This window comes from Streptomyces griseorubiginosus (assembly GCF_036345115.1).
Taxonomy (GTDB): Bacteria; Actinomycetota; Actinomycetes; order Streptomycetales; family Streptomycetaceae; genus Streptomyces; species Streptomyces griseorubiginosus_C.
In genome coordinates, this window is sequence record NZ_CP107766.1 from 818860 (window position 1) to 841860 (window position 23001).

At 72.1% G+C, this 23001-nt stretch carries 19 protein-coding genes; 11 read left to right on the plus strand and 8 right to left on the minus strand.

What is annotated here, in order from left to right:
• Together OHN19_RS03835 and OHN19_RS03840 are read right to left on the minus strand one after the other, a co-directional pair.
• A complete protein-coding gene (locus tag OHN19_RS03835; RefSeq protein WP_330262743.1) occupies window positions 1-1557 on the minus strand; it encodes an ABC transporter substrate-binding protein in 1557 nt (518 codons plus the stop codon).
• Between the two features lie 297 nt (window positions 1558-1854).
• Entirely contained in the window at window positions 1855-2862 is a 1008-nt protein-coding gene (locus OHN19_RS03840) for a LacI family DNA-binding transcriptional regulator (RefSeq protein WP_330262744.1), read from the minus strand.
• Between the two features lie 301 nt (window positions 2863-3163).
• Here OHN19_RS03840 and OHN19_RS03845 point away from each other — a divergent pair, with 301 nt between their 5' ends.
• The 4 genes from OHN19_RS03845 to OHN19_RS03860 all read left to right on the plus strand — a co-directional run bounded on the left by OHN19_RS03845 (window position 3164) and on the right by OHN19_RS03860 (window position 8908).
• Complete coding sequence (locus OHN19_RS03845) at window positions 3164-3940, plus strand: alpha/beta hydrolase (RefSeq protein WP_330262745.1); 777 nt, start codon at window positions 3164-3166, stop codon at window positions 3938-3940.
• On the plus strand, window positions 3937-6843 hold the full coding sequence (locus OHN19_RS03850) for a family 78 glycoside hydrolase catalytic domain (RefSeq protein WP_330262746.1): 2907 nt from the start codon (window positions 3937-3939) through the stop codon (window positions 6841-6843). The genes OHN19_RS03845 and OHN19_RS03850 overlap by 4 nt, the downstream gene beginning before the upstream one ends.
• A 97-nt stretch (window positions 6844-6940) precedes the next feature.
• Window positions 6941-8026, plus strand: a complete 1086-nt coding sequence (locus OHN19_RS03855; protein ID WP_330262747.1) for a cytochrome P450 — start codon at window positions 6941-6943, stop codon at window positions 8024-8026.
• A gap of 189 nt (window positions 8027-8215) precedes the next feature.
• On the plus strand, window positions 8216-8908 hold the full coding sequence (locus OHN19_RS03860; RefSeq protein ID WP_330262748.1) for a response regulator transcription factor: 693 nt from the start codon (window positions 8216-8218) through the stop codon (window positions 8906-8908).
• A gap of 22 nt (window positions 8909-8930) precedes the next feature.
• Here OHN19_RS03860 and OHN19_RS03865 read toward each other — a convergent pair whose 3' ends face one another.
• The gene (locus OHN19_RS03865; protein WP_330262749.1) at window positions 8931-10655 is read right to left on the minus strand and encodes a GAF domain-containing sensor histidine kinase; all 1725 of its coding nucleotides are present in this window, start codon (window positions 10653-10655) and stop codon (window positions 8931-8933) included.
• A gap of 237 nt (window positions 10656-10892) precedes the next feature.
• Here OHN19_RS03865 and OHN19_RS03870 point away from each other — a divergent pair, with 237 nt between their 5' ends.
• Window positions 10893-11363: a pyridoxamine 5'-phosphate oxidase family protein gene (locus OHN19_RS03870; RefSeq protein ID WP_330262750.1), complete on the plus strand. Its 471-nt coding sequence runs from the start codon at window positions 10893-10895 to the stop codon at window positions 11361-11363.
• A 34-nt stretch (window positions 11364-11397) separates the two neighbouring features.
• Here OHN19_RS03870 and OHN19_RS03875 read toward each other — a convergent pair whose 3' ends face one another.
• Both OHN19_RS03875 and OHN19_RS03880 read right to left on the minus strand, forming a co-directional pair.
• A complete protein-coding gene (locus tag OHN19_RS03875; RefSeq protein ID WP_330262751.1) occupies window positions 11398-13782 on the minus strand; it encodes a phosphoketolase family protein in 2385 nt (794 codons plus the stop codon).
• 540 nt (window positions 13783-14322) lie between these two features.
• Window positions 14323-14769: a pyridoxamine 5'-phosphate oxidase family protein gene (locus OHN19_RS03880; protein ID WP_330262752.1), complete on the minus strand. Its 447-nt coding sequence runs from the start codon at window positions 14767-14769 to the stop codon at window positions 14323-14325.
• A gap of 289 nt (window positions 14770-15058) precedes the next feature.
• On the opposite strand from OHN19_RS03880, the gene OHN19_RS03885 reads away from it, so the two are divergent.
• From OHN19_RS03885 to ppk2, 4 genes are all read left to right on the plus strand, one after another.
• A complete protein-coding gene (locus tag OHN19_RS03885; protein WP_330262753.1) occupies window positions 15059-15451 on the plus strand; it encodes an STAS domain-containing protein in 393 nt (130 codons plus the stop codon).
• 110 nt (window positions 15452-15561) lie between these two features.
• On the plus strand, window positions 15562-16143 hold the full coding sequence (locus OHN19_RS03890) for a hypothetical protein (protein ID WP_330262754.1): 582 nt from the start codon (window positions 15562-15564) through the stop codon (window positions 16141-16143).
• A 52-nt stretch (window positions 16144-16195) separates the two neighbouring features.
• Window positions 16196-16627 carry a universal stress protein gene (locus OHN19_RS03895; protein ID WP_330262755.1) on the plus strand — a complete coding sequence of 144 codons (432 nt, stop codon included), beginning with the start codon at window positions 16196-16198 and terminating at the stop codon, window positions 16625-16627.
• Between the two features lie 184 nt (window positions 16628-16811).
• Window positions 16812-17615 carry a polyphosphate kinase 2 gene (gene ppk2, locus OHN19_RS03900; RefSeq protein WP_330262756.1) on the plus strand — a complete coding sequence of 268 codons (804 nt, stop codon included), beginning with the start codon at window positions 16812-16814 and terminating at the stop codon, window positions 17613-17615.
• Between the two features lie 42 nt (window positions 17616-17657).
• Here ppk2 and OHN19_RS03905 read toward each other — a convergent pair whose 3' ends face one another.
• On the minus strand, window positions 17658-18563 hold the full coding sequence (locus tag OHN19_RS03905) for a universal stress protein (protein WP_330262757.1): 906 nt from the start codon (window positions 18561-18563) through the stop codon (window positions 17658-17660).
• A gap of 271 nt (window positions 18564-18834) precedes the next feature.
• Entirely contained in the window at window positions 18835-19458 is a 624-nt protein-coding gene (locus OHN19_RS03910) for a hypothetical protein (protein WP_330262758.1), read from the minus strand.
• A 310-nt stretch (window positions 19459-19768) separates the two neighbouring features.
• On the opposite strand from OHN19_RS03910, the gene OHN19_RS03915 reads away from it, so the two are divergent.
• Together OHN19_RS03915 and OHN19_RS03920 are read left to right on the plus strand one after the other, a co-directional pair.
• Window positions 19769-21562, plus strand: coding sequence for a SulP family inorganic anion transporter (locus tag OHN19_RS03915; protein WP_330262759.1), 1794 nt, complete (start codon window positions 19769-19771; stop codon window positions 21560-21562).
• A 105-nt stretch (window positions 21563-21667) separates the two neighbouring features.
• Window positions 21668-22132 carry a cyclic nucleotide-binding domain-containing protein gene (locus tag OHN19_RS03920; RefSeq protein ID WP_330262760.1) on the plus strand — a complete coding sequence of 155 codons (465 nt, stop codon included), beginning with the start codon at window positions 21668-21670 and terminating at the stop codon, window positions 22130-22132.
• Window positions 22133-22174: 42 nt separating this feature from the next.
• Here OHN19_RS03920 and OHN19_RS03925 read toward each other — a convergent pair whose 3' ends face one another.
• Window positions 22175-22981 (minus strand): DUF6461 domain-containing protein, encoded by an 807-nt coding sequence (locus tag OHN19_RS03925; protein WP_330262761.1) that lies wholly within the window; start codon window positions 22979-22981, stop codon window positions 22175-22177.
• Window positions 22982-23001 lie beyond the last annotated feature (20 nt).

The window sequence follows — 23001 nt, forward strand, 5'->3', positions numbered from 1 at the left end:
TCACCGGGAGGTCCACAGGGTGTTGGAGGTCGCGAAGGCGGTGCCCGGGACGAACTTCACGCCCTTGAGCTTCGCGTTGTACATGATGATCGTGTCGGAGCCGGACACCGGCAGGGCGAGCGCCTTGCGGGTGATCACCTCGGTGAGGGCCTGCGCGGCCGCTCCGGCGGACTGCTTGTCGGAGGCGGCGAGCTTGGTGAACGCGGCGTCGACGTCGGCGTCCTGGACGGCGAAGACGTTCATGATGCCGGTCTTGGTGAACCCCGCCTGCTGGGCGTAGAAGTTCTCGTCGCCGCCCTGGCCCGGTGAGAGCACGGTGGCCGCGTACTTCCTGGTCAGCAGGTCATTGATCCAGCCGCCGAGGTTGGTGGCGGCGGTCAGCTTCAAGTGGACGCCCACCTTGGCGAGTTGGTCCTGTACGGCCTGGACGAGCTTGCTGGTGGAGGGGTCGAAGGAGCCGTAGTTGACGGGGATGGTGAGCCCGCCGGAGTAACCGGCCGCCGCCAGCAGCTGCTTGGCCTTGGCGGGGTCGTAGTCGTACATCTTCGCGGCCTTGGGGCTGTAGCCGTCGTATCCGGGCATCGCCGGCTGTTCCACAGGGGTCCCGTAGTCGCCGTAGACCGCCTTCGTGATCGCCACCCGGTCGACGGCGTAGTTCAGTGCCTGGCGGACCCGTTCGTCGGCCAGGCCCTTGACGACGGTGCCGTCGCGGTCGAGGAGGAACAGACCGGCCCAGGTGGTGGGCTTCTTGAGGGTCGTGAGCGAGGAGTCGCCGGCGATGGAGGGGGCCACGTCCGGGGAGCCGTACATGAAGTCGATCTGTCCCGACTTCAGAGCCTGCACTTCGGAGTTGATGTTCGGGATGACCCGGACGGTGATCTTCTTGAAGTGGATGGCGCTCTGGTCGTAGAAGTTCTTGTTGGGCAGGTAGACGTAGTGGTCGCCGGAGACCGACTGGGCGGCGCTGTACACGTACGGGCCGGCGCCGAAGGTCGCCGAGGCCAGCTTCTTGGGGGTCTTCAGGCCCGCCGGGCTGATGACGGCACCGCCCAGGAAGGCGGGGGTGAACAGCGCCCCCATGTCCGGGTTGGGCGTGGGGCTCTTGATCACCACCGTGGAGCCGTCGGGCGCGGAGAAGGCCAGGGGGCGGTAGTACGAGGCGGCGGGGCCGCTGCCCTTCTGGATGTACTTCAGCGAGGCCACGACGTCGGCGGCGGTGATGGGGGTGCCGTCGGCGAACTTCACGCCGCTGCGCAGCTGGAGCTTGAACTCGGTGTTGCCGTTGCCGACGTAGCCCCACTTGTCGGCGAGACCGGGCGCGAGGGCGCCGTCGGCGCTGCGGGTCAGCAGCGAGGCGTAGGCCGGGTCGAGGTAGTTCACGAAGGGGCCGGTGGCTATCTGGGCCGGGTCCAGGCTGTTGGGCGCCGAGGACATGCCGATCGTCAGCGTGGCCGAACCGGAGCTGCCGGTGCCGGTGCCGTTCCCACCGCCGCAGGCGGCGAGCGTGAGCGCCGCGACCGCTCCGATCGAGGCGTGGAGGACGGTTCTTCTCTTCATCGAGTGCTCCGTGGTGTCGGGAGGGGTGCGGCTCGGCGCATCGCTGCTCGGAGGTGGGGTCGACGCGGGTCCCGGCGCCGGCCGAAGGCTGTGGACGCTGTCCGCGGCCCGGGCCGGTCTTCTGTGCGCCCGGACCTCTGTCGTCTTCGGGGATCGGGGAGTGCCGCCCGAAGGTGATGGCTTGCACGTTTCACTTACACGTTTAATCCGGTGCCGGGTAACGTAACCGTGTCGCCCGCATTGCGCAAGGGGTTCAGAGGCGACGATTCCGGCGGACCTCGGACACCCGTGGCGGCGTCAGGCGGAGGCCCGCACCAGCACCCAGAGCGCGTCCCGCAGCGGATCGACGGGAATCCGACCCCCGTCGAGGGCCACGACGACGCGCCGGGCCAACTCACGCGCGAGCGCGTCGGTGTCGCGGACGACCGTGGTGAGCGGCGGCTGCGCCAGTGCCGCAGCGGGGGTGCCGTCGACGCCGATCACGGCCATGTCGTCCGGGACCCGCAGATCCAGGGACCGCAGTCCGACCAGCACGGACAGGGCGACGGCGTCGTTGAAGGCACAGATGCCCGTCACCGGGGGCGTCGCGGAACGCCATGCCCGCACCGCCTCCATGGCGCCCTCCGGCGCGAAGGGGACGACGCGGGCATCGGGCTCCGGGAGGCCGAGTTCGGCACACACCTTGCGCACACCGTCCAGCCGCGACCTGGCCAGCGCGCCCAGGCCGGGCAGATCCGGGCAGGCGTAGCCGAGCCGGCGGTGCGCGGCGGCGAGGTGCCGGGCCTGCGCCGCTCCGATCGGCTCCTCCGAGACGAGCGGGGGCCTGCTGCGACCGTGCGGGGAGCCGTGCACCGCCATGACGACGTCGATCCCGGCGGACCGCATGGCATCGGACTCGGACTCGGGGAACTCGTCGAGGGCCAGTACCGCCGCGGGCGTCAGGGCCTTCCAGATCTCGCGCACGGGGCGGGCCGGCTGAGCCGCCGAGTACACCAGGAAGGTGAGCCCGTGCTCGGCGAAGGCGCTGGTCAGCCGCTGGACGAGGCGGCCGAGGACGTGCTCGATCGGCCAGTCCGGGAGCAGTCCGAGCACGATGTCCGAGCGGCCCTTGCGCAGCGAACGGGCCGACGCCGAGGGGGCGTAGCCGAGCCGGGCCACGACTTCCAGGACTCGCAGCCTCGTCGTCTCGGAGATCTTCTGGGACGCGGTGTCGTTGAGGACGTAACTGACGGTCGCGCGGGACACTCCCGCTTCCCGCGCTACATCTGCGCCGGTCACACGTCTGGGACGGGATGCCTCGCTCATGGGTCTCCCTCTGCCGGACGGTCTTGTCAAAGACGGCGGCTGCGGCTAGGTTGCGCGCTCAGGATACCTACACGTTTAAGTGGCGCGAGTAAGTAACGTGACGCGGCTTCGGGCTCGGACGGCCGGTCCGCTCGGAATCCGCCGCCCTCACCGGTGACGTCCCCATGGCATCCGCGACCTCGGTGGTATCCGCGGCCTGGCACCCGCAGCCTCGGTGGTGCCCGTCGGCGCGGGACGCGTCAACGGCTTCACCTGGTCTGCGAGCCCTCCCCGCACCCGACAGCAACCGAAAGGCAGCCGCGTGATCCGCCCTCACGAGTTCCCCCACCACGGCCTGACGCTGCGCTCCACGCTGCACGTCCCCGACGGACCGGCCGGCACCAAGTGGCCGACCGCGGTGTTCGTCCACGGCTTCACCTCCAACCGGCTCGAACTGCCCGACTTCGTCGCGATGTCCCGGCTGCTGGAGGCGAACGGCATCGCCTCGGTCCGCTTCGACCTCTCGGGCCACGGCGAGAGCGACGGCGCGTTCTTCGACGTGACCATCAGCGGCGAGATCACGGAGACGCGGGCGGTGCTGGAGGCCGTCCGGGCGCTCGACTTCGTGGATCCGGAGCGGATCGGCCTGGTCGGTATGAGCATGGGAGGTGTGGTCGCCGGAATCGTCGCCGCGGAGGAACCGGGCATCGCCGCGCTGTGCCTGTGGTCCCCGGCGGCGGTCGCCCCCTTCGAGATGGGCCGGGGCTACCTCAAGGGGCGCAGCCTCGCGGCGGAGATCGAGGAGAAGGGCTACTTCGACGCCGACGGCCACCGGGTGAGTGCCGCGCTCGTCGAGGACCTCGCCGGTCTCGACGTCTACGGGCGGTCCGGCGCCTACTCGGGCCCGGTCCACATCCTGCACGGCTCCAAGGACGAGATCGCTCCCCTCGAGTACGTCGGGCGCTATCTCGACCACTACGACGGCAACGCCGAGCTCGAAGTCGTCGACGGCGCGGACCACGCGTGGGGCAGCGTCCCGCATCGCACCGCGCTGCATCAGTCGACCTTGCGATTCCTTCGGAGGCACCTCCAGTCATGACGACGCCGAACATCACGGCAGGCCACGGTGCGGACACCACGACGGTGGTCGTCGGACTGCGCACCGCGGACGACTCCGGTCTCGTGGCCACGCCGTACTCCGCCCCTCGCCTGTCCTGGACGCTGGCGAGCGACCGGGCCGGCGTCCGTCAGCACGCGTACGAGATCCAGGTGTCGGCCGATGGGTCCTTCGAGGCGGCCACGGCGGGCGTGCAGAGCGCGGGCGTATCGACCGCAGGCGTGCCGAGCACGGGTGTGCAGAGCGCAGGCGTGCCGACCGCAGGCGTGCCGAGCACAGGCGTGCCGACCCCGGGCGGGGCCACGGCAGACGCGTCCACCGCAGGCGTGTCGATGGGAGACGTGTCGATCGCGGACGCGTCCACCGCAGGCGTGGCCGTCGCCGGTGTGCCCCTCCCGGGCCGGCCCGTCACCGACGCGGTCGGTACCGGCACCGACGCCGCCGCAACCGCAGGCGTCTTCCGCGCGGAGGTCGAGTCCGACGTGGTGACCGACCACCCGTGGCCGGCCGAACCGCTGCGCAGCCGCGAGGTCCGGCACTGGCGGGTCCGGGTCCGTACCGACCTCGGGTGGACTGCCTGGAGCGAGCCCGCCCGGGTGGAGGCCGCTCTTCTCGACGACGCGGACTGGACGGCCCGTCCCGTCGGGCTGCCCACAGACCGGGGCCGCACCTCCCCCGGCCCGGTGCCGCTGCTCCGCCGGGAGTTCGACCTCCCGGCGGAGCCGGTGTCCGCGCGGCTGTACGTGACCGCGCTGGGCGTGCACCGCACCGCGGTCAACGGCCGGCCCGTGTCCGAGGACCTCCTGGAACCCGGCTGGACCAGCTATCCCCACCGGCTGCTCTACGCGACGTACGACGTCACCGACCTGCTCACGACCGGCCGCAACGCGCTGGCCGCCGCGGTCGGCGACGGCTGGTACCGCGGCCACCTCACCTGGCACAAGAACCGTGACGTGTACGGCGACACCTGCGCGCTGCTCGCCCAGCTGGAGGTCACCCTGGCCGACGGCACCACCGTCACGATCCGCACCGACGACCAGTGGCGCGGCGGCTACGGCGGCATCCAGGCGGCCGACCTGTACGACGGCTGCGAGCGCGATCTCCGTCGGGAGCCGCCCGGCTGGCGGTCGCCCGCGTTCGACGACAGCGGCTGGGAGCGGGTCTCCGTACTTCCGCTGCCCGCCGGACTGGTCCAGCGCGCCCACCCCGCCGTGCGCGTGGTCCAGGTCATCCGGCCCGAGCAGCGGATCCTGCCGGACGGGACCCTCGCCGTCGACGCGGGCGAGAACCTGACCGGCTGGCTGCGGCTGCGCGCCCGCGGCCCGGCGGGCGGCACGCTCACCGTCCGGCACGCCGAGGTCCTCGACGCCGACGGCCGTCTGCTCACCAGCATCCTGCGCGGCGCCCGCGCCACCGACCGGTACACCCTGGCCGGTGAAACGGCCGAACTGGAGCCGGAGTTCACCTTCCACGGCTTCCGCCACGCCGAGATCCGCCTCTCCCCCGGCGTGACCGTCGAGGCGGTCGAGGTGTGCGTCGTGGCGAGCGACCTGCACCGGATCGGCGCGTTCCACTGCTCCGACGAACGCGTCAACGCGCTGTACGCCAACGTGGTCCGCTCCCAGCGCGGGAACTTCCTCGCCGTACCGACCGACTGCCCGCAACGCGACGAACGACTGGGCTGGACCGGGGACATCATGGCCTTCGCCGCCACGGCGTGCGCCACGTTCGACAGCCGCTCCTTCCTCGACAGCTGGCTCACCGACCTCGGCCTGGAACAGCGTCCGGACGGCGCGGTCCCCCTGGTGGTGCCCGACGTGGACCTCGGTGAACTGCCGCCGACCGAGCTGCCGTTCGCCGGAGCCGCCGCGGGCTGGGGCGACGCCGTCACCGTCGTCCCGACCGCCGTCCACGACGCCTACGGTCAACTCACCCTGCTGGAACGTCACTACGCGGCGATGCGCGCGTGGGTCGAGTTCACCGTCGCCCACCTGGACGAGGACGGGACCTGGAGCGGCAACGCCCAGCTCGGCGACTGGCTCGACCCTGCCGCACCGCCGGAGGACCCGGCCCGCGCCACCACCGATTCCGGGTACGTCGCCACCGCCTTCGTCGCGCACAGCGCCCGGCTGCTCGCCGACGCGGCCCGGGAGCTCGGCCGCTCCGACGACGCGGACCGGTACACGGCCCTGCACCGGCGTACCGCCGACGCCGCCTGGGCGAAGTGGGGCGGTCACGCCCGCACCACGCAGACCGGCTGCGCGCTCGCCCTGGTCTTCGGTGTCGCCCCCGAAGCCGAGCGTGCCGCGGTGGGCGACGCGCTGGCCGCGTTGGTGCGGGCCGGTGATGGGCGTATCGCCACCGGTTTCCTCGGCACTCCCTTCGTCCTGCCGGCGCTCACCGCCACCGGCCACACGGCCGAGGCCTACCGGCTCCTGCTCAACACCGAGTGCCCGGGCTGGCTCTACCAGGTCGAGCGCGGCGCCACGACCATGTGGGAGCGGTGGGACGCCATCCGGCCCGACGGCACCATCGACGTCGAGCACGCCGGGACCATGCTGTCCTTCAACCACTACGCCTACGGCGCCGTCGCCGCCTGGCTCTACCGGTCCGTCGCGGGACTGCGCCCGGCCGGCCCCGGCTACCGCACGGTCGAGTTCGCCCCGGACCCCGGCGGCGGGCTCACCTCGGCCGGCGCCTCGATCGAGTCCCCCTACGGCACGGTGTCCGTCGGCTGGTCTCTCGACGGCGACATCTTGACGGTGGACGTGTCGCTGCCGCCGGGAACCGTGGGCCGGTTCACCGCCCCCAGCGGATGGCACCAGTCCGGCGAGGTCGGCCCGCTCGGATCCGGACGGCACCACTTGGCGCTTTTCCCTGACTGAACGTCAAACCTCGTCGCTGTCAGGCTTCTGACCGGGGCTTGTCAGGTTCCTGCGCTCACATGGCGCCGGCTACCTTCCCCCCACCTTGAGGAGTGCCATGAGCAGTGCCGTAGTGACCCGTCACGAGGATCAGCGGGCCCTGTACGGCGGCCAGCGGCTCAGCGTCGACACCACCAGGGACGGCTTCCCGTACCTCAACGCGGCCTTCCGGGAGACCGCCTCCAAGACACCGCCGTCCTTCCTCGACATGGACGACCCCGACCACGCCCGCATCCGCCGCATGGTCACCGGCCCCTTCACCGTCAGGCGCGTGGAGGCCCTGCGCCCGGCGATCCAGCGCATGACCGACGAGCTGATCGACACCATGCTGACCGGCCCGCGCCCGGTCGACCTGGTGGAGGCGCTCGCGCTGCCGCTGCCCTCGCTGGTGATCTGCGAGATGCTCGGGGTGCCGTACGAGGACCATGACTTCTTCCAGAGCAACAGCAAGGTGGCACTGCGCCGGGACGTGACGGCCGAGGAGGCGCGGGCCGCCTCGGGCGCGCTCTTCGGGTACCTCGGCGATCAGCTCGACAAGAAGCTCGCCGAGCCCGCCGACGACCTGCTCAGCGAGTTCGCCGCCCGGATGCGGGTCGGCGAGCTCAGTCGCCTGGAAGCCACCATGCTCGGCCAGCTGTTGCTCGGCGCCGGTCACGAGACCAGCGCCAACATGATCGCGCTGGGCGTCCTGGCGTTCCTGGAACACCCCGACCAGCTCGCGATCGTGCGCGACACCGACGACCCGAAGGTCCTCGCCGGCGCGGCGGAGGAGATGCTGCGCTACCTGACCGTGGTCCACAGCGGCCAGCGCCGGCTCGCCCTGGAGGACCTGGAGATCGGCGGGCAGTCGATCCGGGCCGGCGAGGGCGTCATCATCCCGGGCGCCACCGGCAACTGGCAGGACGACGTGTTCCCGGACCCCGACCGGCTCGATGTCCGGCGCGATGCCCGGCGCCACATGGCCTTCGGCTTCGGCATCCACCAGTGCCTCGGCCGGCAGCTGGCCCGCCTGGAACTCCAGGTCGTCCACGGCACCCTCTTCCGCCGCGTCCCCACCCTGCGCCTGGCCACCGACCTCGACAAGATCCCCTTCAAGGACGACGGCATCGTCCACGGCGTCCACGAGCTGCCGGTGACCTGGTAGCCGGGGCAGCGCGGGCCGAGTTACCGCAACGGCGAGCAGGTCGCCGCAGTGCGGTCGCGCCAGAGGCCGATGGCGGTCGTGGTTCCGGGACAATGGGGCCGGTCGGCCCTGGTGCGTTCGGCCCCCGGCAGGTGACCATCGTGGCAGTGGCGGCCCGCAGTCCGTCCATATCCGGAGCGAGGGGTCGAGATGTCCGAGGCGCGCACCTTCACCGCACAGGACCCCATCCGGGTCTTCCTGCTGGACGACCACGAAGTCGTCCGGCGGGGCGTCACCGACCTCCTCGACGCCGAGGACGACATCACCGTCGTCGGCGACGCCGCGAACGTCGAGCACGCCCTCGCCAGGGCACCCGCGGTGCGCCCCCACGTCGCCGTGCTGGACGTACGTCTCCCGGACGGCGACGGCATCACCGTCTGCCGGGAACTACGCAGCCGAATGCCCGAGCTGGCCGTCCTGATGCTCACCTCGTTCGACGAGGAGGACGCGCTCCTCGACGCCATCATGGCCGGCGCCTCCGGTTACGTCCTCAAACAGATCAGGGGCACCGACCTCGTCTCCGCGGTCCGTACCGTCGCCACCGGCCAGTCCATGCTCGACCCCGCCACCACCGCCCGCCTCATGCGCACTCTGCGCACCGAGCCCACCGCACCCCCGGACACCGCCCCCGAAATCGCCTCCCTCTCCCCCCGCGAACGCGAGATCCTCGCCCTCATCGGCGACGGACTCACCAACCGCGAGATCGGCAAACGCCTCTATCTCTCCGAGAAGACCGTCAAGAACCACATCTCCCGACTCCTCGCCAAACTCGGCGTCCAGCGCCGGGTGCAGGCGGCCGTCCTCGCCACGAACCTGGAGCAGCCGGATCCCACCCGGCGCTGAACTCCGGCGGGCCCCGGGCGGGTCAGCCTCTCACCGGTACCCGCCACACCAGGGTGGTGCCTCCCGTATCGGGGCGGTTCACGGTCAGCTCGCCGCCGGACTGTTCGGCGCGGTCGGCCATGTTGCGCAGCCCGCTGCGGCGCCCGCCGTCCGGGATGCCCACTCCGTCGTCGGAGACGGTCAGCCGTACCTCGCGCCCGTCGGTCTCCAGGACCACGTCGGCGCGTCCCGCGCGCGCGTGCCGGGCGATGTTGGTCAGCGCCTCGGAGAGGACGGCGATCACGTCGTCGGCGATCTCCGCCGGCACGTCCGTGTCGATCAGGCCCTCCATCCGGATGCTGGGCGGGAACCCGAGGACCCCGGCCGCCTCGCCGACCGCCCGGACCGCCCGGGCCCGCAGCCCCTTTCCCGCGCCGCCCTCGCGCGAGCGCAGGCCGAAGATGGTGGACCTGATGATCTTGATCGTCTCGTCCAGGTCGTCCACCGCACGCGCCACCCGCTCCGAGGCCTCGGCGTGCTCGATGAGCCGGCCGGCGCTCTGCAGGGTCATCCCGGTGGCGAACAGCCGCTGAATGGCCAGGTCGTGCAGATCGCGGGCGATCCGGTCACGGTCCTGGAGCACCGCGATCTGCTCGGCGTCCGCACGGCGCTCCGCGAGCTCCATCGCGATCGCGGCCTGCGCGGCGAAGCCCTGGAGGGGCTCGATCTCCTTGTCGGTGAACGGGACCCGGCCCGTCTCGCGCGCGAGCAGGACGACCCCGCGGACCCCGTCGGCGCCCGATCCGATCGGCACCCCGACAGCGGGTCCCAGTCCCCCGAAGCGCTCCGGGGCCGCCGAGATCCGCTCGTCCTTGGAGACGTCCGCGCTGGTCACCGGGGACGCGGAGGCGAACGCGTGGCCGATGAGACTGGCGTCCACAGGGAGCACGAGCCCCAGGTGGGCCGTGGCTCCCCGTCCCACGGCAAGTTCCACGGTGAGCGAGTCGGTGTCCTTCATGGGCGTGGCTACCAGGGCGAGGGCGGCGCCGGTGTTCTCCCGGGCCCGGTCCGCGATCAGCCGGAGGACCTCCGTGTGCGCGCTGCCCGACATCAGGCTGTGGGTGATCTCGGCGTTGGCCCGCAGCCAGCGCTCGCGCAGCCGGGAGTCCTCGTAGAGGCGGGCGTTGTCGATGGCGACGCCGGCGGCCACGGCCAGCGTGGACAGCACCGCCTCGTCCTCCTCGTCGAACTGCGCGCCGCCCCGCTTCTCGGTCAGGTAGAGGTTGCCGAAGACCTGGTCCCGCACCCGGATCGGGACGCCGAGGAAGGTGTTCATCGGGGGGTGGTGGGGCGGGAAGCCGTACGACGCGGAGTGCTCGGAGAGCTTGGTCAGCCGCAGCGGCTCAGGGTGGTGGATGAGCTCCCCGAGGATGCCGTGGCCCTGCGGGTACGGCCCGATCCTCGCGATCTGCTCGTCGGTGACCCCGACGGTGTGGAACGCGGACAGCCGCTTGCCGTCGGGGCCGATCACACCGAGGGCCGCGTACTGTGCGTCCACCAGTGCCGCGGCCGCCTCGACGATGCTGTGCAGCGCCTGCTCGAGGTCCAGTTCACGGCCCACCGAGAGCACCGCCTCCAGGAGGCTGTGCACCCGGTCGCGGGTGCCGCGGGCCGCGTCGAGCCTGGCCTGAAGCTCCTCGAGCAGCTCGTCCAGCCTCAGCTGCGGCAGCCGCACGCGGGCCTCCCCGGTTCTCTCCGTGCCACCCACGTGCGACCCTCCAGACACCCTCGGCCGGCCCCGTGCCGTCACCTGCCAAGGTAATGGTCCAGGAGGCTGGACGGCGCGGTCCCGGGCGACTGGGAGACACCCGGACGGGGAGCCGTTGGTTCCGAGGGCCGGGCGGTCACCGGGTCAGGGCCGAACGGCCCTGGTGGCACCGGCATCGATGCGCTCGAATGTTCTGATCACGCACGGATGCTCCCTCCCACACCCACGGACTGTGTCATGTTCCTCGACAACGCTCAGCCGGTCGACGACGCTCGGCCGGTCCCGGTCGAACCCCGCCGGACCATCGGGGTCGACAGCGCCGAGGCGCTACGGCTGCTGGGCAGCGTCTCCTTCGGACGGATCGTCTTCACCGAGCACGCGCTGCCGACGATCCGCCCGGTCAGTCACGTCCTGGTCGACGGGAACATCGTCATCCGCACCCACGCCGGAGCGGCCCTGACCGCACGGACCCGGCAGGCCCGGGAACCGGGAGTCGTCGTGGCGTACGAGGCCGACGCCATCGACCCGGACACCCATCTCGGCTGGAGCGTGGTGGTCACGGGCTACGCCCGTCTGGTCACGGACCCCGACGAGGTGGCCCGGTTCCAGGCACTGCTGCGCCCCTGGGTGGAGCAGCGCCTGGACCACACGGTCCGTATCCGCCCGGATCTGGTCACGGGAATCCGCCTCACCCCGCCCGACGAGTGAGGCGTTCCCTTCGACACCGCCCGTGCGCTGCCGTTCAGCCGTCCCAGGTCCAGTCGGCGACCTCGGGCAGGTCGGTGCCGTGGGCGCGGATCCAGTCGTGGTGGCGCAGGCGGGCGTCCTCCATCCGCTGTCGTACGGCGGCGGCGCGCACCGCCAGACCGGGGACACGGTCGATGACGTCCATGACCAGGCGGTAGCGGTCGAGGTCGTTGCGGACCACCATGTCGAACGGCGTGGTGGTCGTGCCGATCTCCTTGTAGCCGCGTACGTGCAGGTTCGGATGGCCGGCCCGGCGGTAGGCGAGCCGGTGGATCAGCCACGGGTAGCCGTGGTAGGCGAAGATCACCGGCCTGTCCCGCGTGAACAGCGCGTCGTACTGCGCGTCCGGCATGCCGTGCGGGTGCTCCTCCTGCGGCAGCAGCCGGGCCAGATCGACGACGTTGACCACGCGCACGGTCAGGTCGGGCAGGTGCCGGCGCAGCAACTGGGCCGCGGCCAGGACCTCCTGGGTGGGTACGTCGCCCGCGCAGCCGAGGACCACGTCGGGCTCCCGGCCGCCGTCCTCGGTTCCGGCCCACTCCCAGATCCCGGCACCGCGCGCGCAGTGCACACGGGCCTGGTCCATGGACAGCCAGTCGAAGCAGGGCTGTTTGCCGGCGACCACGACGTTGACGTAGTCGCGGCTGCGCAGCACGTGGTCGGCGACGGACAGCAGCGTGTTGGTGTCCGGCGGCAGGTAGACCCGGACGGCTTCGGGGCTCTTGTTGAGGATGTGGTCGACGAAACCGGGGTCCTGGTGCGAGAACCCGTTGTGGTCCTGGCGCCAGACGTGCGAGGTGAGCAGGTAGTTGAGGGAGGCGATGGGCGCGCGCCACGGCAGCCGGCGGGTGGTGCGCAGCCACTTGATGTGCTGGTTGACCATCGAGTCGACGATGTGCGCGAACGCCTCGTAGCAGGAGAACAGCCCGTGCCGGCCGGTGAGCAGATAGCCCTCCAGCCAGCCCTGGCAGGTGTGTTCGGAGAGGATCTCCATCACCCGGCCGTGCCGCTCCAGGTGCTCGTCCACCGGGAGGGTCTGTGCCTGCCACGCCTTGCCGCTCGCTCCGTAGACCGCCTGGAGCCGGTTGGACGCGGTCTCGTCGGGGCCCACGATCCTGAAGTCGCGGCGCTCCTGGGTCCGGCGCATGACGTACTCCAGCATGTCGCCCAGGACCCGGGTGGGTTCGTGCATCGTCGCACCCGGTTTGTCGACCTCGACGGCGTACGACTCCGGTGCAGGCAGCGGCAGTTCGCGCACCAGCAGCCCGCCGTTGGCGTGCGGGGTCGCGCCGAGCCTGCGCGCGCCGTCGGGCACGCAGGCCAGCACCCGGGCGCGCGGGCGGCCCTGCTCGTCGAACAGTTCCCGCGGGCGGTACGAGTGCAGCCACTCCTCCAACTGCCGCAGGTGCTCCGGGTTGTCCCGTACGGCGGCCAGCGGGACCTGGTGAGCACGCCAAGTCCCCTCGACGGGAAGGCCGTCGACCTCGGCGGGACCGGTCCAGCCCTTCGGGGTGCGCAGCACGATCACCGGCCAGTGCGCCCGTTCGGCGACACCCTCCTCGCGTGCACCGCGCTGGATCGCGTCGATGCGCTCCAGGGCGTCGTCCATCGCCGCCGCCATCGCCCGGTGCACGGCCATGGGGTCGTCGCCGGTGACATGGATCGGCGCGTGGCCGTAGCCGCGCAGCAGCTCGTCGAGTTCGGGCTCGGGAAGCCGGGCGAGGACCGTCGGGTTGGCGATCTTGTAGCCGTTGAGGTGCAGGATCGGCAGGACCGCGCCGTCGTGGACGGGGTCGAGGAACTTGTTGGAGTGCCAGGACGCGGCCAGCGGGCCTGTTTCCGCCTCGCCGTCCCCGATCACGCAGGCGACCAGCAGGTCCGGGTTGTCGAAGGCGGCCCCGTAGGCGTGCGACAGCGCGTACCCCAGCTCGCCGCCCTCGTGGATCGAACCGGGGGTCTCCGGGGCGACATGGCTCGGCACCCCGCCCGGGAAGGAGAACTGCCGGAACAGCCGTTCCATCCCGGCCGCGTCCCTGCTGACGTCGGGGTAGGTCTGCGAGTAGCTGCCCTCCAGCCAGGAGTTGGCGAGGACGGCCGGTCCGCCGTGTCCGGGGCCCCAGACGCACAGGGCGTCCCGGCCGCGGGACCTGATGACGCGGTTGAGGTGGGTGTGCACGAGGTTCAGGCCCGGTGAGGTGCCCCAGTGGCCGAGCAGCCTCGGTTTGACGTGCTCCGGGCGCAGGGGCTCGGTCAGCAGGGGGTTCGCGAGGAGGTAGATCTGGCCGACGGCCAGGTAGTTCGCGGCGCGCCAGTGGGCGTCCAGCGCCTGCAGCTCATCGTCCGTGAGCTCGGCGGGTGCCTGCTGCGTGTCGACGGGCATCGGGATTCCCTTCCGGGGGCGGGTCGCGGGGCGGACATGCGCGAGGTACCGCGCCCGACCACCTTCCGCCCGGCGACCGCACCACCGACAGGGCCGTTCGGGTCACGCCTTCCGGCCCGGTCGCCCCTTGGCGGGCACGACCACCGGGAAGGGGGGCAGGTGCGGCAGCGGGTGCCCGGCCGCGCCCGGCCGCGCCGCGGCACTGTGCTGGTGGCAGGGCTCCGGCGACCATGCGACCGGCCCCGTGAGGCCACCGGCAGGGCGTTTGCCGGGCCCGCCGCCCGGCGCGTGCCGGCAGGGACCGTGGGGTCCGCCCGCCCTGCCTGCCGCCCGCCTGCCTGTCTGCCTGCCTGCCGTGCGGCACCGGTGTTCCGGGCCGTCCGGATCCGGGGCCGGCAGGCGGCGGTCGGGGGCCTCGCGTTCACAGCAGGAGCCGGGTGGCGGGTGAGGGGTCACGGGTGACGGGTGGCAGGTGGCGGATGGCGGATGGCGGGTGGCGGGTGGCGGGTGGCGGGTGGCGGGTGGCGGGTGGCGGGTGGCTCAGCGTCGCAGCGGGACCCGGGTGCCGTACACGGTCCGTCCGCCGACCAGTTCCCGGCCGGTGACCAGCTCGGGTTCGATGCGCACGAAGACCTCGTCGGGCGAGGGTGCCCAGGAGCGCGGTCCGACCCGGCACAGGCGTCCGTGCTCGGCCGGGTCGGTCACGACGGTGGCCCGGCCGGTGACGACGACGCTCCAGCCGGACCGGCCGGCCGCGTCGACCTCGTCCGTCTCGAAGGCGACGACCACACCGTCGACCGCGCGGACCAGTTCCGAGGCCGCCGCCGTCCGCAGCAGCACGGCCCCGCCGTCGTCCAGGCTGAAGTTGACCGGCAGGACGGCGGGCAGCGCGTGTCGGGTGTGGACGACGCGTCCCACCGGAACCCTCGCCATCAGGTGCAGGCACTCCTGCCGGTCCAGTTCACGGAAACCGTCGTCGGGTTGCATGGCCGATCCCACCTTCGCCGTCTGTTGCTGGGTGCGCTCCACCCTGCGCCCGCCCACGGCGCGCGGTGAGGGGCCATGGGGCCCCGGGCCCAGGTGCGGAACGGCCCTCGAGCCGGGGACGATCGTCCGTCCACCGTGGGACGGGCGCCCCCTGATCAGTCGGCCGACCTCCGTGGACGCGACCGGCCGTGAGCCCCGCCGTACGGTCACTCCGCCGGGCCCACCGGCCAGGTCCACTGGGGCCGTTCGGCCCTTCCTGGCCCGGCATTCCGGACGCTTTCATCACGTCATGTCCCAGAACCACCTGAGGCCGGCCCCGTCCCGCACGGTACGCACCGTCGCCGGAACGACCACCGTGACCTTGCACGGCGAGCTCGACCTCCGGACCGCGATCCCGCTGACCGTCCAGCTGGACACCCTGACCTCGGGACCGTGCCCCGACCTGGTGCTCGACCTGCGCCCCCTGTCGTTCATCGACTGCGCGGGACTGCGTGTCCTGTGCCGGACGCGGAACCGGGTCCGGGCCCGCCACGGACGACTCCGGCTGATCACGACCGACGACGGCTTCCTGCGCATCCTCCGCGCTGCCGGTCTGCGGGACGCGTTCGAGATCCACTCCGCCCTGCCCGCGGCGGAAGTCGGCACGGCGAGCGTCGACGCCTCCTGCGTCGGCATGGGCTGAACGGCCCGATCGGTGCCGAACGGCCCCGTGACGAGATCTTTTCGGCCCATGCGACGGATGCCGGGGACTGCCACCGTGGGAGGTGGGACGACCTGAGGAGGTGCACGGTCATGAGGGGCAAGCCGGTGAGGAGACGGTGGTGGTGGCGCCGGCGGAGCAACCCGTTGCTGCGCCGGGACGACGTCGTCGAGGCCTGGATCGTGCTGGTGGTGTGGGTGGTCGTCGCGGTGGGAGGCACGGTCTCGGGCCTGCTGACGGCCCACGCCGCCGACGAGGTGTTCGCACGGCAGCGTGCCGAGCGCCGGCCCGTCCGTGCAGTGCTCCTCAGCGACCTGTCGAAGACCACCTCGACGGCCCGTCCGTCGGATGAGAAGGCCGTCGCGAAGGTCCGCTGGACGGCCCCCGACGGCTCCGCGCGCACCGGCCGGACCCTGGTCGACGCGGGACTGAGGCCGGGAACCCGGCTCGTGGTCTGGCAGGACCCCCGGGGAGCGCTGGTGACCGCGCCTCCGAACACCACGAAGGCCGGCGTCGAGGCCGGCGTCCTCGGCGCGTTCGCCGGACTCGCCGTTACCGGCGCGGTCCACGCCGTAGGAGCTCTCGCCCGGTGGCGGCTCGACCGGCGACGGATCGACGCGTGGGGGCGGGAGTGGGACCTGATCGGTTCTCAGTGGGGGCACCGGACCGGCTGAGCCAGGCCCGGAGCCGCCGGTCACTGATCGTCCATCACGAAGGGGCATCACGATGAACAACACCGCGTATCCGGCGGGCGAGGTCGTCCTCGGAGTGGACGCCCGCGATCCCGCCGAGGGACCCGTGCGTTTCGCCTTCGACTGCGCCCTGCTCCGGGGTGTGCGGCTGCGTGCCGTCCACGCCTGGCGGCTCCCCTCCTGCGCGGCCGACCTGCCCTTCGGGATACCGGAGGAGGACCGCGGGGCGTGGGAGGACCACGAGGTGCAGCTGCTGTCCGACGCGCTGCGGCCGTGGCGGGAGAAGTATCCCGAGGTGGAGGTGCTGGAGGACGTACGGCTGCTCTCTCCCGGGGACGCGCTGGCCAGGCGGTCCGCCGGGGCAGGGCTGGTGGTCGTGGGCCGCAGCCGCGGCGGTGAACTGGGCGCGACCGCGCGGAAGGTTCTGCGGGAGGGGCGCGCCCCCCTCGTCGTGGTGCCCCTTTAGCCACCGCCGGCTCGTCGTGGTGCCCCTGTAACCGCCGCCGACCATGGCGCCCACCGGGCACAGGGGCGGTTTCCTCCGGCGTCCGGCGTGCGCGGCTGCCCTGCGGAAAGTACGGTGGCGTCCAGGTGTTCGACCTCGGACATGGAACGACTCCCTGAGCAGGTCGTCGGAGGGTGGAGGCGGCATGGCCGAGAAGGGTGCGGCGAGGCTCCCGCGCAAGGCGTACGAGAAGGAACTGCTGCGTCTGCAGACGGAGTTGGTGAAGCTGCAGGAGTGGGTGCGGGCGGAGGGCGCCCGGGTGGTCGTGGTCTTCGAGGGCCGGGACGCGGCGGGCAAGGGCGGCACCATCAAGCGGGTCGCCGAGCACCTCAATCCCCGTGTCGCCCGGATCGCGGCGCTGCCGAAGCCGACCGAGCGCGAGCGCACCCAGTGGTACTTCCAGCGGTACGTCGAGCATCTGCCCGCGGCCGGCGAGATCGTGCTGTTCGACCGGTCCTGGTACAACCGGGCCGGCGTCGAGCACGTGATGGGCTTCTGTACCAAGGAGGAGTACCAGCTGTTCCTGCGCCAGTGCCCGATCTTCGAGCGGATGCTGGTCGAGGCCGGGGTCGTGCTGCGCAAGTACTGGTTCTCGGTGAGCGACACCGAGCAGCAGGAGCGTTTCCGTAAGCGTCTCGAGGACCCGCTGCGCCGCTGGAAGCTCTCACCGATGGACCTGGAGTCGATCACCCACTGGGAGGCGTACTCCCGGGCCAAGGACGAGATGATGGTGCACACCGACATCCCGGAGGCACCCTGGTTCGTCGTGGAGAGCGACGACAAGCGCCGGGCGCGGCTGAACATGATCGCCCACCTGCTGTCCTCCGTGCCCTACCGCGAGGTGCCGCCGCCGGTGCTCGAACTCCCGCAGCGGCCCAGGCCGACTGGTTACGAGCGTCCGCCGCGCGATCTTCAGACCTACGTCCCGGACCACGCGGCAGGTCTCTGAGCGACCGGTCACCCCTTCTCCGGGCGACTGGTCACCGCCGTCTCAGGGATGGGGGACGACGGCTACGGGAGCGGTGGAGTGGTGCAGGACGGCGTGGGTGACGGTGCCGATGTGGGTGCCGAACGGACCGCGGCGGATACGGCGGCCCACGACGACCAGGGAGGCCTCGTGGGAGGCGTCGACGAGGTGGTTGGCCGGGGTGCCGTAGGAGGAGGCCTCGATGACGTCGACGTCCGGGAACTTGTCGCGCCACGGGGCCATGGTCTCGGTCAGGGCAGCGGCCTCGCGCCGGGCCAGCGCTTCGTGGAGTTCGAGGTCCACGGACAGGCCGTAGGCGTAGTACGGGGGCGGGTTCCAGCCGTGGACGACCCGCAGGGGCGTGCCGCGGCGGGCGGCGGCGGTGAACGCGAACGCGAGCAGCTCCTCGTCGGGGCTCCCGATGTCGAGGCCGAGGACGACGGGCCGGAAGGGGGTCGCGGCGGACGGGATGCCGACGGGGTCGGTCTCGTGCTCGTCGGCGGCCTGCTGGTCGGCCCGTACCAGGACGACCGGTCGCTCGGCGTGCGCCACCACGGACAGCCCGACCGAGCCGATCACGAACCCGCCGATCCCGCTCAGCCCCCGGGAACCGAGGACCAGCAGTTCGGCGTTCCTCGCCGTGTCCGTCAGCATCTCGGCGGGCCGCCCGGACAGCAGTTCCGTGCTCACGTCGAGGCCGGGGTGGCGCAGCCGGATGCCCTCGGCCGCCTCACGGGGGACCCGTTCGACCCAGTGCTGCTGGGTCTCGGCGCCGAGGAGCGGCGCCTGGGCCATGGGCGCCGGTACCGGCTCCCACACCTGGACCAGCTTGAGCGGCAGGCCGAGCAGGTGCGCCTCACGGGCCGCCCACTCGGCAGCGGCGCGGCTCTCACGCGAGCCGTCCAGACCGACGGTGACGGTGCGGGTCATGGTCTCCACCTCCTGAATCGGGGGTCCCGATTCGAGCGTCGTCCTTGGATGAGGGCCCCTGGCAGGGGCCGCTGGTCCCGGCCGGGGGCCGACCGGCCCATGCCGGGCATCGGCGCTGCAGGGGACCGACGGGTTCATGCCGGGCTGCGACGCGACCGGGGTCCGACCGGCCCATGCCGGGCTGCGGCGCGACCGGGGGCCGACCGGTTCGTGCCGGGTTTCGGCGCGGCGGACCCGCTTCCCCTCGTGGGGTCCGCCGCGCCTCCCGCGGTCAGCGCAGCCAGCGGTTGCGGCCGACGAGCGGGAGCCCGGCCCAGCGCCTGCCGAGGCCGAGGGTGTCCCCGGCGGAGGCGGCGGCGAGGGCGATCAGGACGAGCGCGTAGACGAGGTGGTAGTCGGCGAAGGGGTTCGTCGACATGCTCGGCGAACCGTCCGACAGGTGCTGGGCGGGCGGCCATTCGGCGGCCCACATCAGCGCCATCATCACGGTGCCCGCGAGGGCGGCGAACCGCAGCGCGACACCCGCGGTCAGCGCGACGCCGATGCCGAGCAGACCGAGCATGAAGAGCCAGTCCGCCCAGGCGTCACCGGCCCAGGAGTGGAAGGTGGACTCCATCGGACCGGCGGCCACCCCGCCGAGGAAGCCCTTGGTCGGCGATCCGCCGTCGATCCAGGCCTTGCCGGACGCGGTGGCGTAACCGAGGCCGAAGGTCTTGTCGAGGAACGCCCACAGGAAGACGAACCCGGTCAGCAGGCGCAGGGACGCGAGGGCGTAGGCCCGCGCGGTGTGCGCATCGGTCCCTGCCGACACGGCGGACCCGGGGGCGTTCCGGTGCCTGCGCAGGTACGGCAGGTGGAAGCCCCGACTCCGGTGGGGGTGCTCGTGGACGGCCATGGCGGTGATCCCTTCGAGGGGCTCCGATCGGTGCCTGACGTCCGTCACTCTCCCGGCGTGCGACCCTGGCCGCCGGATGCCGAAGGTCGGTGGCGGGTGGGCTGAACGGCCCTATGCGCAGGGCCGGTTGGGACGTCAGGCCGACCTGCGTCGCGCGGAGCTCGCGTCTGCGGGCACACCGGTGGATCATGGGGCCGGACGGCGGAGCCGGCTGCAGAGACAGGGGGCCGGACGGTGGACCTGGCTGGTGGACAGGCGCCGGACGGTGGAGCCCCCTGTTGGGACAGGGACCGGACGGAGGAGATGGCTGATGGGACACGGACCGGACGTCGCGAGGTGGCGCCGTCTGCTGCCCGCCGGCCTTCCGGACTGGCGCCGCCTCGTCCCCGGAGCCGTGACACTCCTCGGCTACCGGCGCGCCTGGTTGCGGGGCGACCTGCTGGCCGGGGTCACCGTCGCCGCCTATCTGGTGCCGCAGGTCATGGCGTACGCGGGTGTGGCCGGACTGTCACCGGTGGCCGGACTGTGGGCGATCCTGCCCGCCCTCGGCCTGTACGCACTGCTGGGGTCCTCCCGCCTGCTCTCGGTCGGCCCCGAGTCCACGACCGCACTGATGACGGCCACCGTGGTCGGCCCGCTCGCCGCGGGCGACCCCGACCGCTACGCCACCCTGGCGGCCACCCTCGCGGTGACGGTCGGGCTGCTGTGCCTGGTGGCGCGGGTGGTGCGGCTGGGTTTCCTCGCGGACCTGCTCTCCCGTCCGGTCCTGATCGGCTATCTGGCAGGCGTGGCGCTGATCATGATGGTGGACCAGCTTCCCAAGCTGACCGGGGTGAGGACGACCGGTACGGAGTTCTTCCCTCAACTGTGGTCCTTCGTCAGTCACCTGACCGACGCCCACACGGCGACCGTGATCCTCTCCGCCGCCGTACTCGCGTTCCTCTTCGCGGTGCCGAAGAACGTCCCGGGTCCCCTCCTCGCCTTCGTCCTCGCCACGGCCGCCGTGGTCGTGTTCGACCTCGACGGCCGGTACGGCATCAAGGTGATCGGCGCGATCCCCTCTGGCCTGCCCGCCCTCGCGTGGCCGGACCTGGGCGAGCTGCCGCGTCTCGTGCTGCCGGCCCTCGGTGTCCTGATCGTCGCCTACACGGACTTCATCCTCACCGCGCGGGCCTTCCACACCGGCGGCCCCGGCCTCGACGCCAACCAGGAGTTCCTGGCCCTGGGCGCGGCCAACCTCGGCGCGGGCGCCCTGCAGGGCTTCCCCGTCAGCAGCAGTGCCAGCCGCACCGCGCTCGCCTCCTCGGCGGGCGGCCGCAGCCAGGCGTACTCGCTGGTCGCCGGAGCCGTGGTGCTCGCCGTCCTGCTCTTCCTCAGCCCCCTGCTCAGCCGGGCACCCTCCGCCGTCCTGGGCGCACTCGTCGTCTACGCCGCGGTCCGCATGATCGACCTCGCGGGCTTCCGCCGCCTCGCCCTCTTCCGCCGCCGCGAACTGCTCCTCGCACTCGGCTGCCTCGTCGGGGTCCTCGCCCTCGACATCCTCTACGGCGTCCTCGTCGCCGTCGGCCTGTCGGTGGCCGAGCTGCTGAGCCGGGTGGCCCGCCCGCACGACGCGATCGAGGGCGTGGTGCCGGGGCTGGCCGGCATGCATGACATCGACGACTACCCCACCGCCCGTACGATCCCCGGCCTGCTCGTCTACCGCTACGACTCCCCCCTCTTCTTCGCCAATGCCGAGGACTTCCACCGCCGCGCCCTGGCCGCCGTCGACGAACAGACCGACCCTGTACGGTGGTTCGTCCTCAACACCGAGGCCAACGTCGAGGTCGACATCACGGCGCTCGACGCGGTCGACGAACTGCGCCGCCAACTCACCGACCGCGGTGTCGTGTTCGCCCTCGCGCGGGTGAAGCAGGACCTTCTCGACGACCTCCGGGCGTACGGGCTGGCGGACTCCGTGGGGCCGGACCTGATCTTCCCGACCCTGCCGACGGCGGTGGCCGCGTACCGCCGGGGGCTGGACACGGGGGCAGACCGGGTCGGCACGGATCAGGAGCAGCATCAGGAGCAAGATCAAGATCAGGGTCAGGCTCAGGGCAGCTAGGCGGAGCCGAGTGGCCCGGTCGAGGGACCGAGTGGCCCATGGGCCCGCGGCGCCGGCCGGTACAGGCTGGCACCGGTAGTTCCCCCAGCTGTCGGGAGGCACGTCATGATCACGACCCCCACGTCCAGCATGCTGCGCGCCCTGCCCGCCGGACATCGGGAACGGCTCATGCGCGTCGCGCGCGAGGTGTCGTTCGCGCAGGGGACGCGTCTGTTCGAGGAGGGCGGCCGGGCCGACCGCTTCTGGATCATCCGTACCGGCACGGTCGAGCTGGACATGCACGTGCCCGGACGTCGGGCGGCCGTCATCGAGACCCTGCGACACAACGAGCTCGTGGGCTGGTCCTGGCTGTTCGCGCCGCACGCCTATCACCTGGGCGCCGAGGCGACGACTCCGGTGCGGGCGTACGAGTTCGACGCCACGGCCGTGCGTCTGATGTGCCAAGAGGATCCCGCCCTGGGCAGCGGTGTCGCCCAGTGGGTCGGCGACGTACTCGCCCACCGGCTGCGTTCCGCCCGGATCCGCCTCCTGGACCTGTATGCCCCGTACGGCTCCGGCACCTGCGTCTGACGGCGAGGAGCCCCCGCGCACGGCACCCCTGGGTTCTGCGTGTCACGTGTCCTCGGGGGTGATCACGACCGGCGCGTCCGCCTCCGCCCGTGCGCGGTCGGACGCCGTCGCGATCTCCTCGTAGGTCCACTCCCTGTGCAGCCGCTCCCCGTGGGCATCGGTGATGTCGATGACCACGCCGCTCCACTCCTCGGCGGGCTGTTCGGGGACGAGCCCCAACTCGTAGGTGGCGTCCTGGAGGAGGGACTCGGTGACGCGTATGCCGGTGAGTCTTTCGGCCAGGGCGAGGACCGCCGCCTTCCGGTCGACGTCCGGGGCGCTCTCGTCGTGCCCTCCCTCAGGGGTCAGGGGGAAGCCCACTTCCCGCAGCAGGGGGACGAGTTCGTCCGGGGCGCTGCCGTCGCGTACCGCGGGGCTCTCGAACGTCGTACGGAGTTCGCCGTCCTCGAACCAGTGGAAGAGGTCGATGGGCTTGCCACCGTTGGTCGAGTGCGCCACCACCCGACCGCCCGTCGACAACGTCCGCATGCACACGTCGGCGATCCCCAGCCCACCGTCGAAACCGAGAACGAGTGTCCAGTCCCCCCTCTCACCCGGAAGGCTGAAGGCGCCCGCCACATAGGACTCGTCCCAGTAGTCGTAGTCCCCCTGGCCGCGACGGGCGTCCTCCGCCTCGATCAGCCCGGCCGCCCCCTCCCCGGTACCGCGTGGTTCCGCCTCCATCACACGCAGCACCTCACCCGGGGTCCGCCCCCGTATCAGTGTCAGGGTGTATCCGCTCTCCCTCGCGTGACGAAACAGCGGCGAGGTACGGATCCAGGCATAGTCGTGCGCGGTCACCGGGTTCATACGTCGCAGTGTGCCCGACC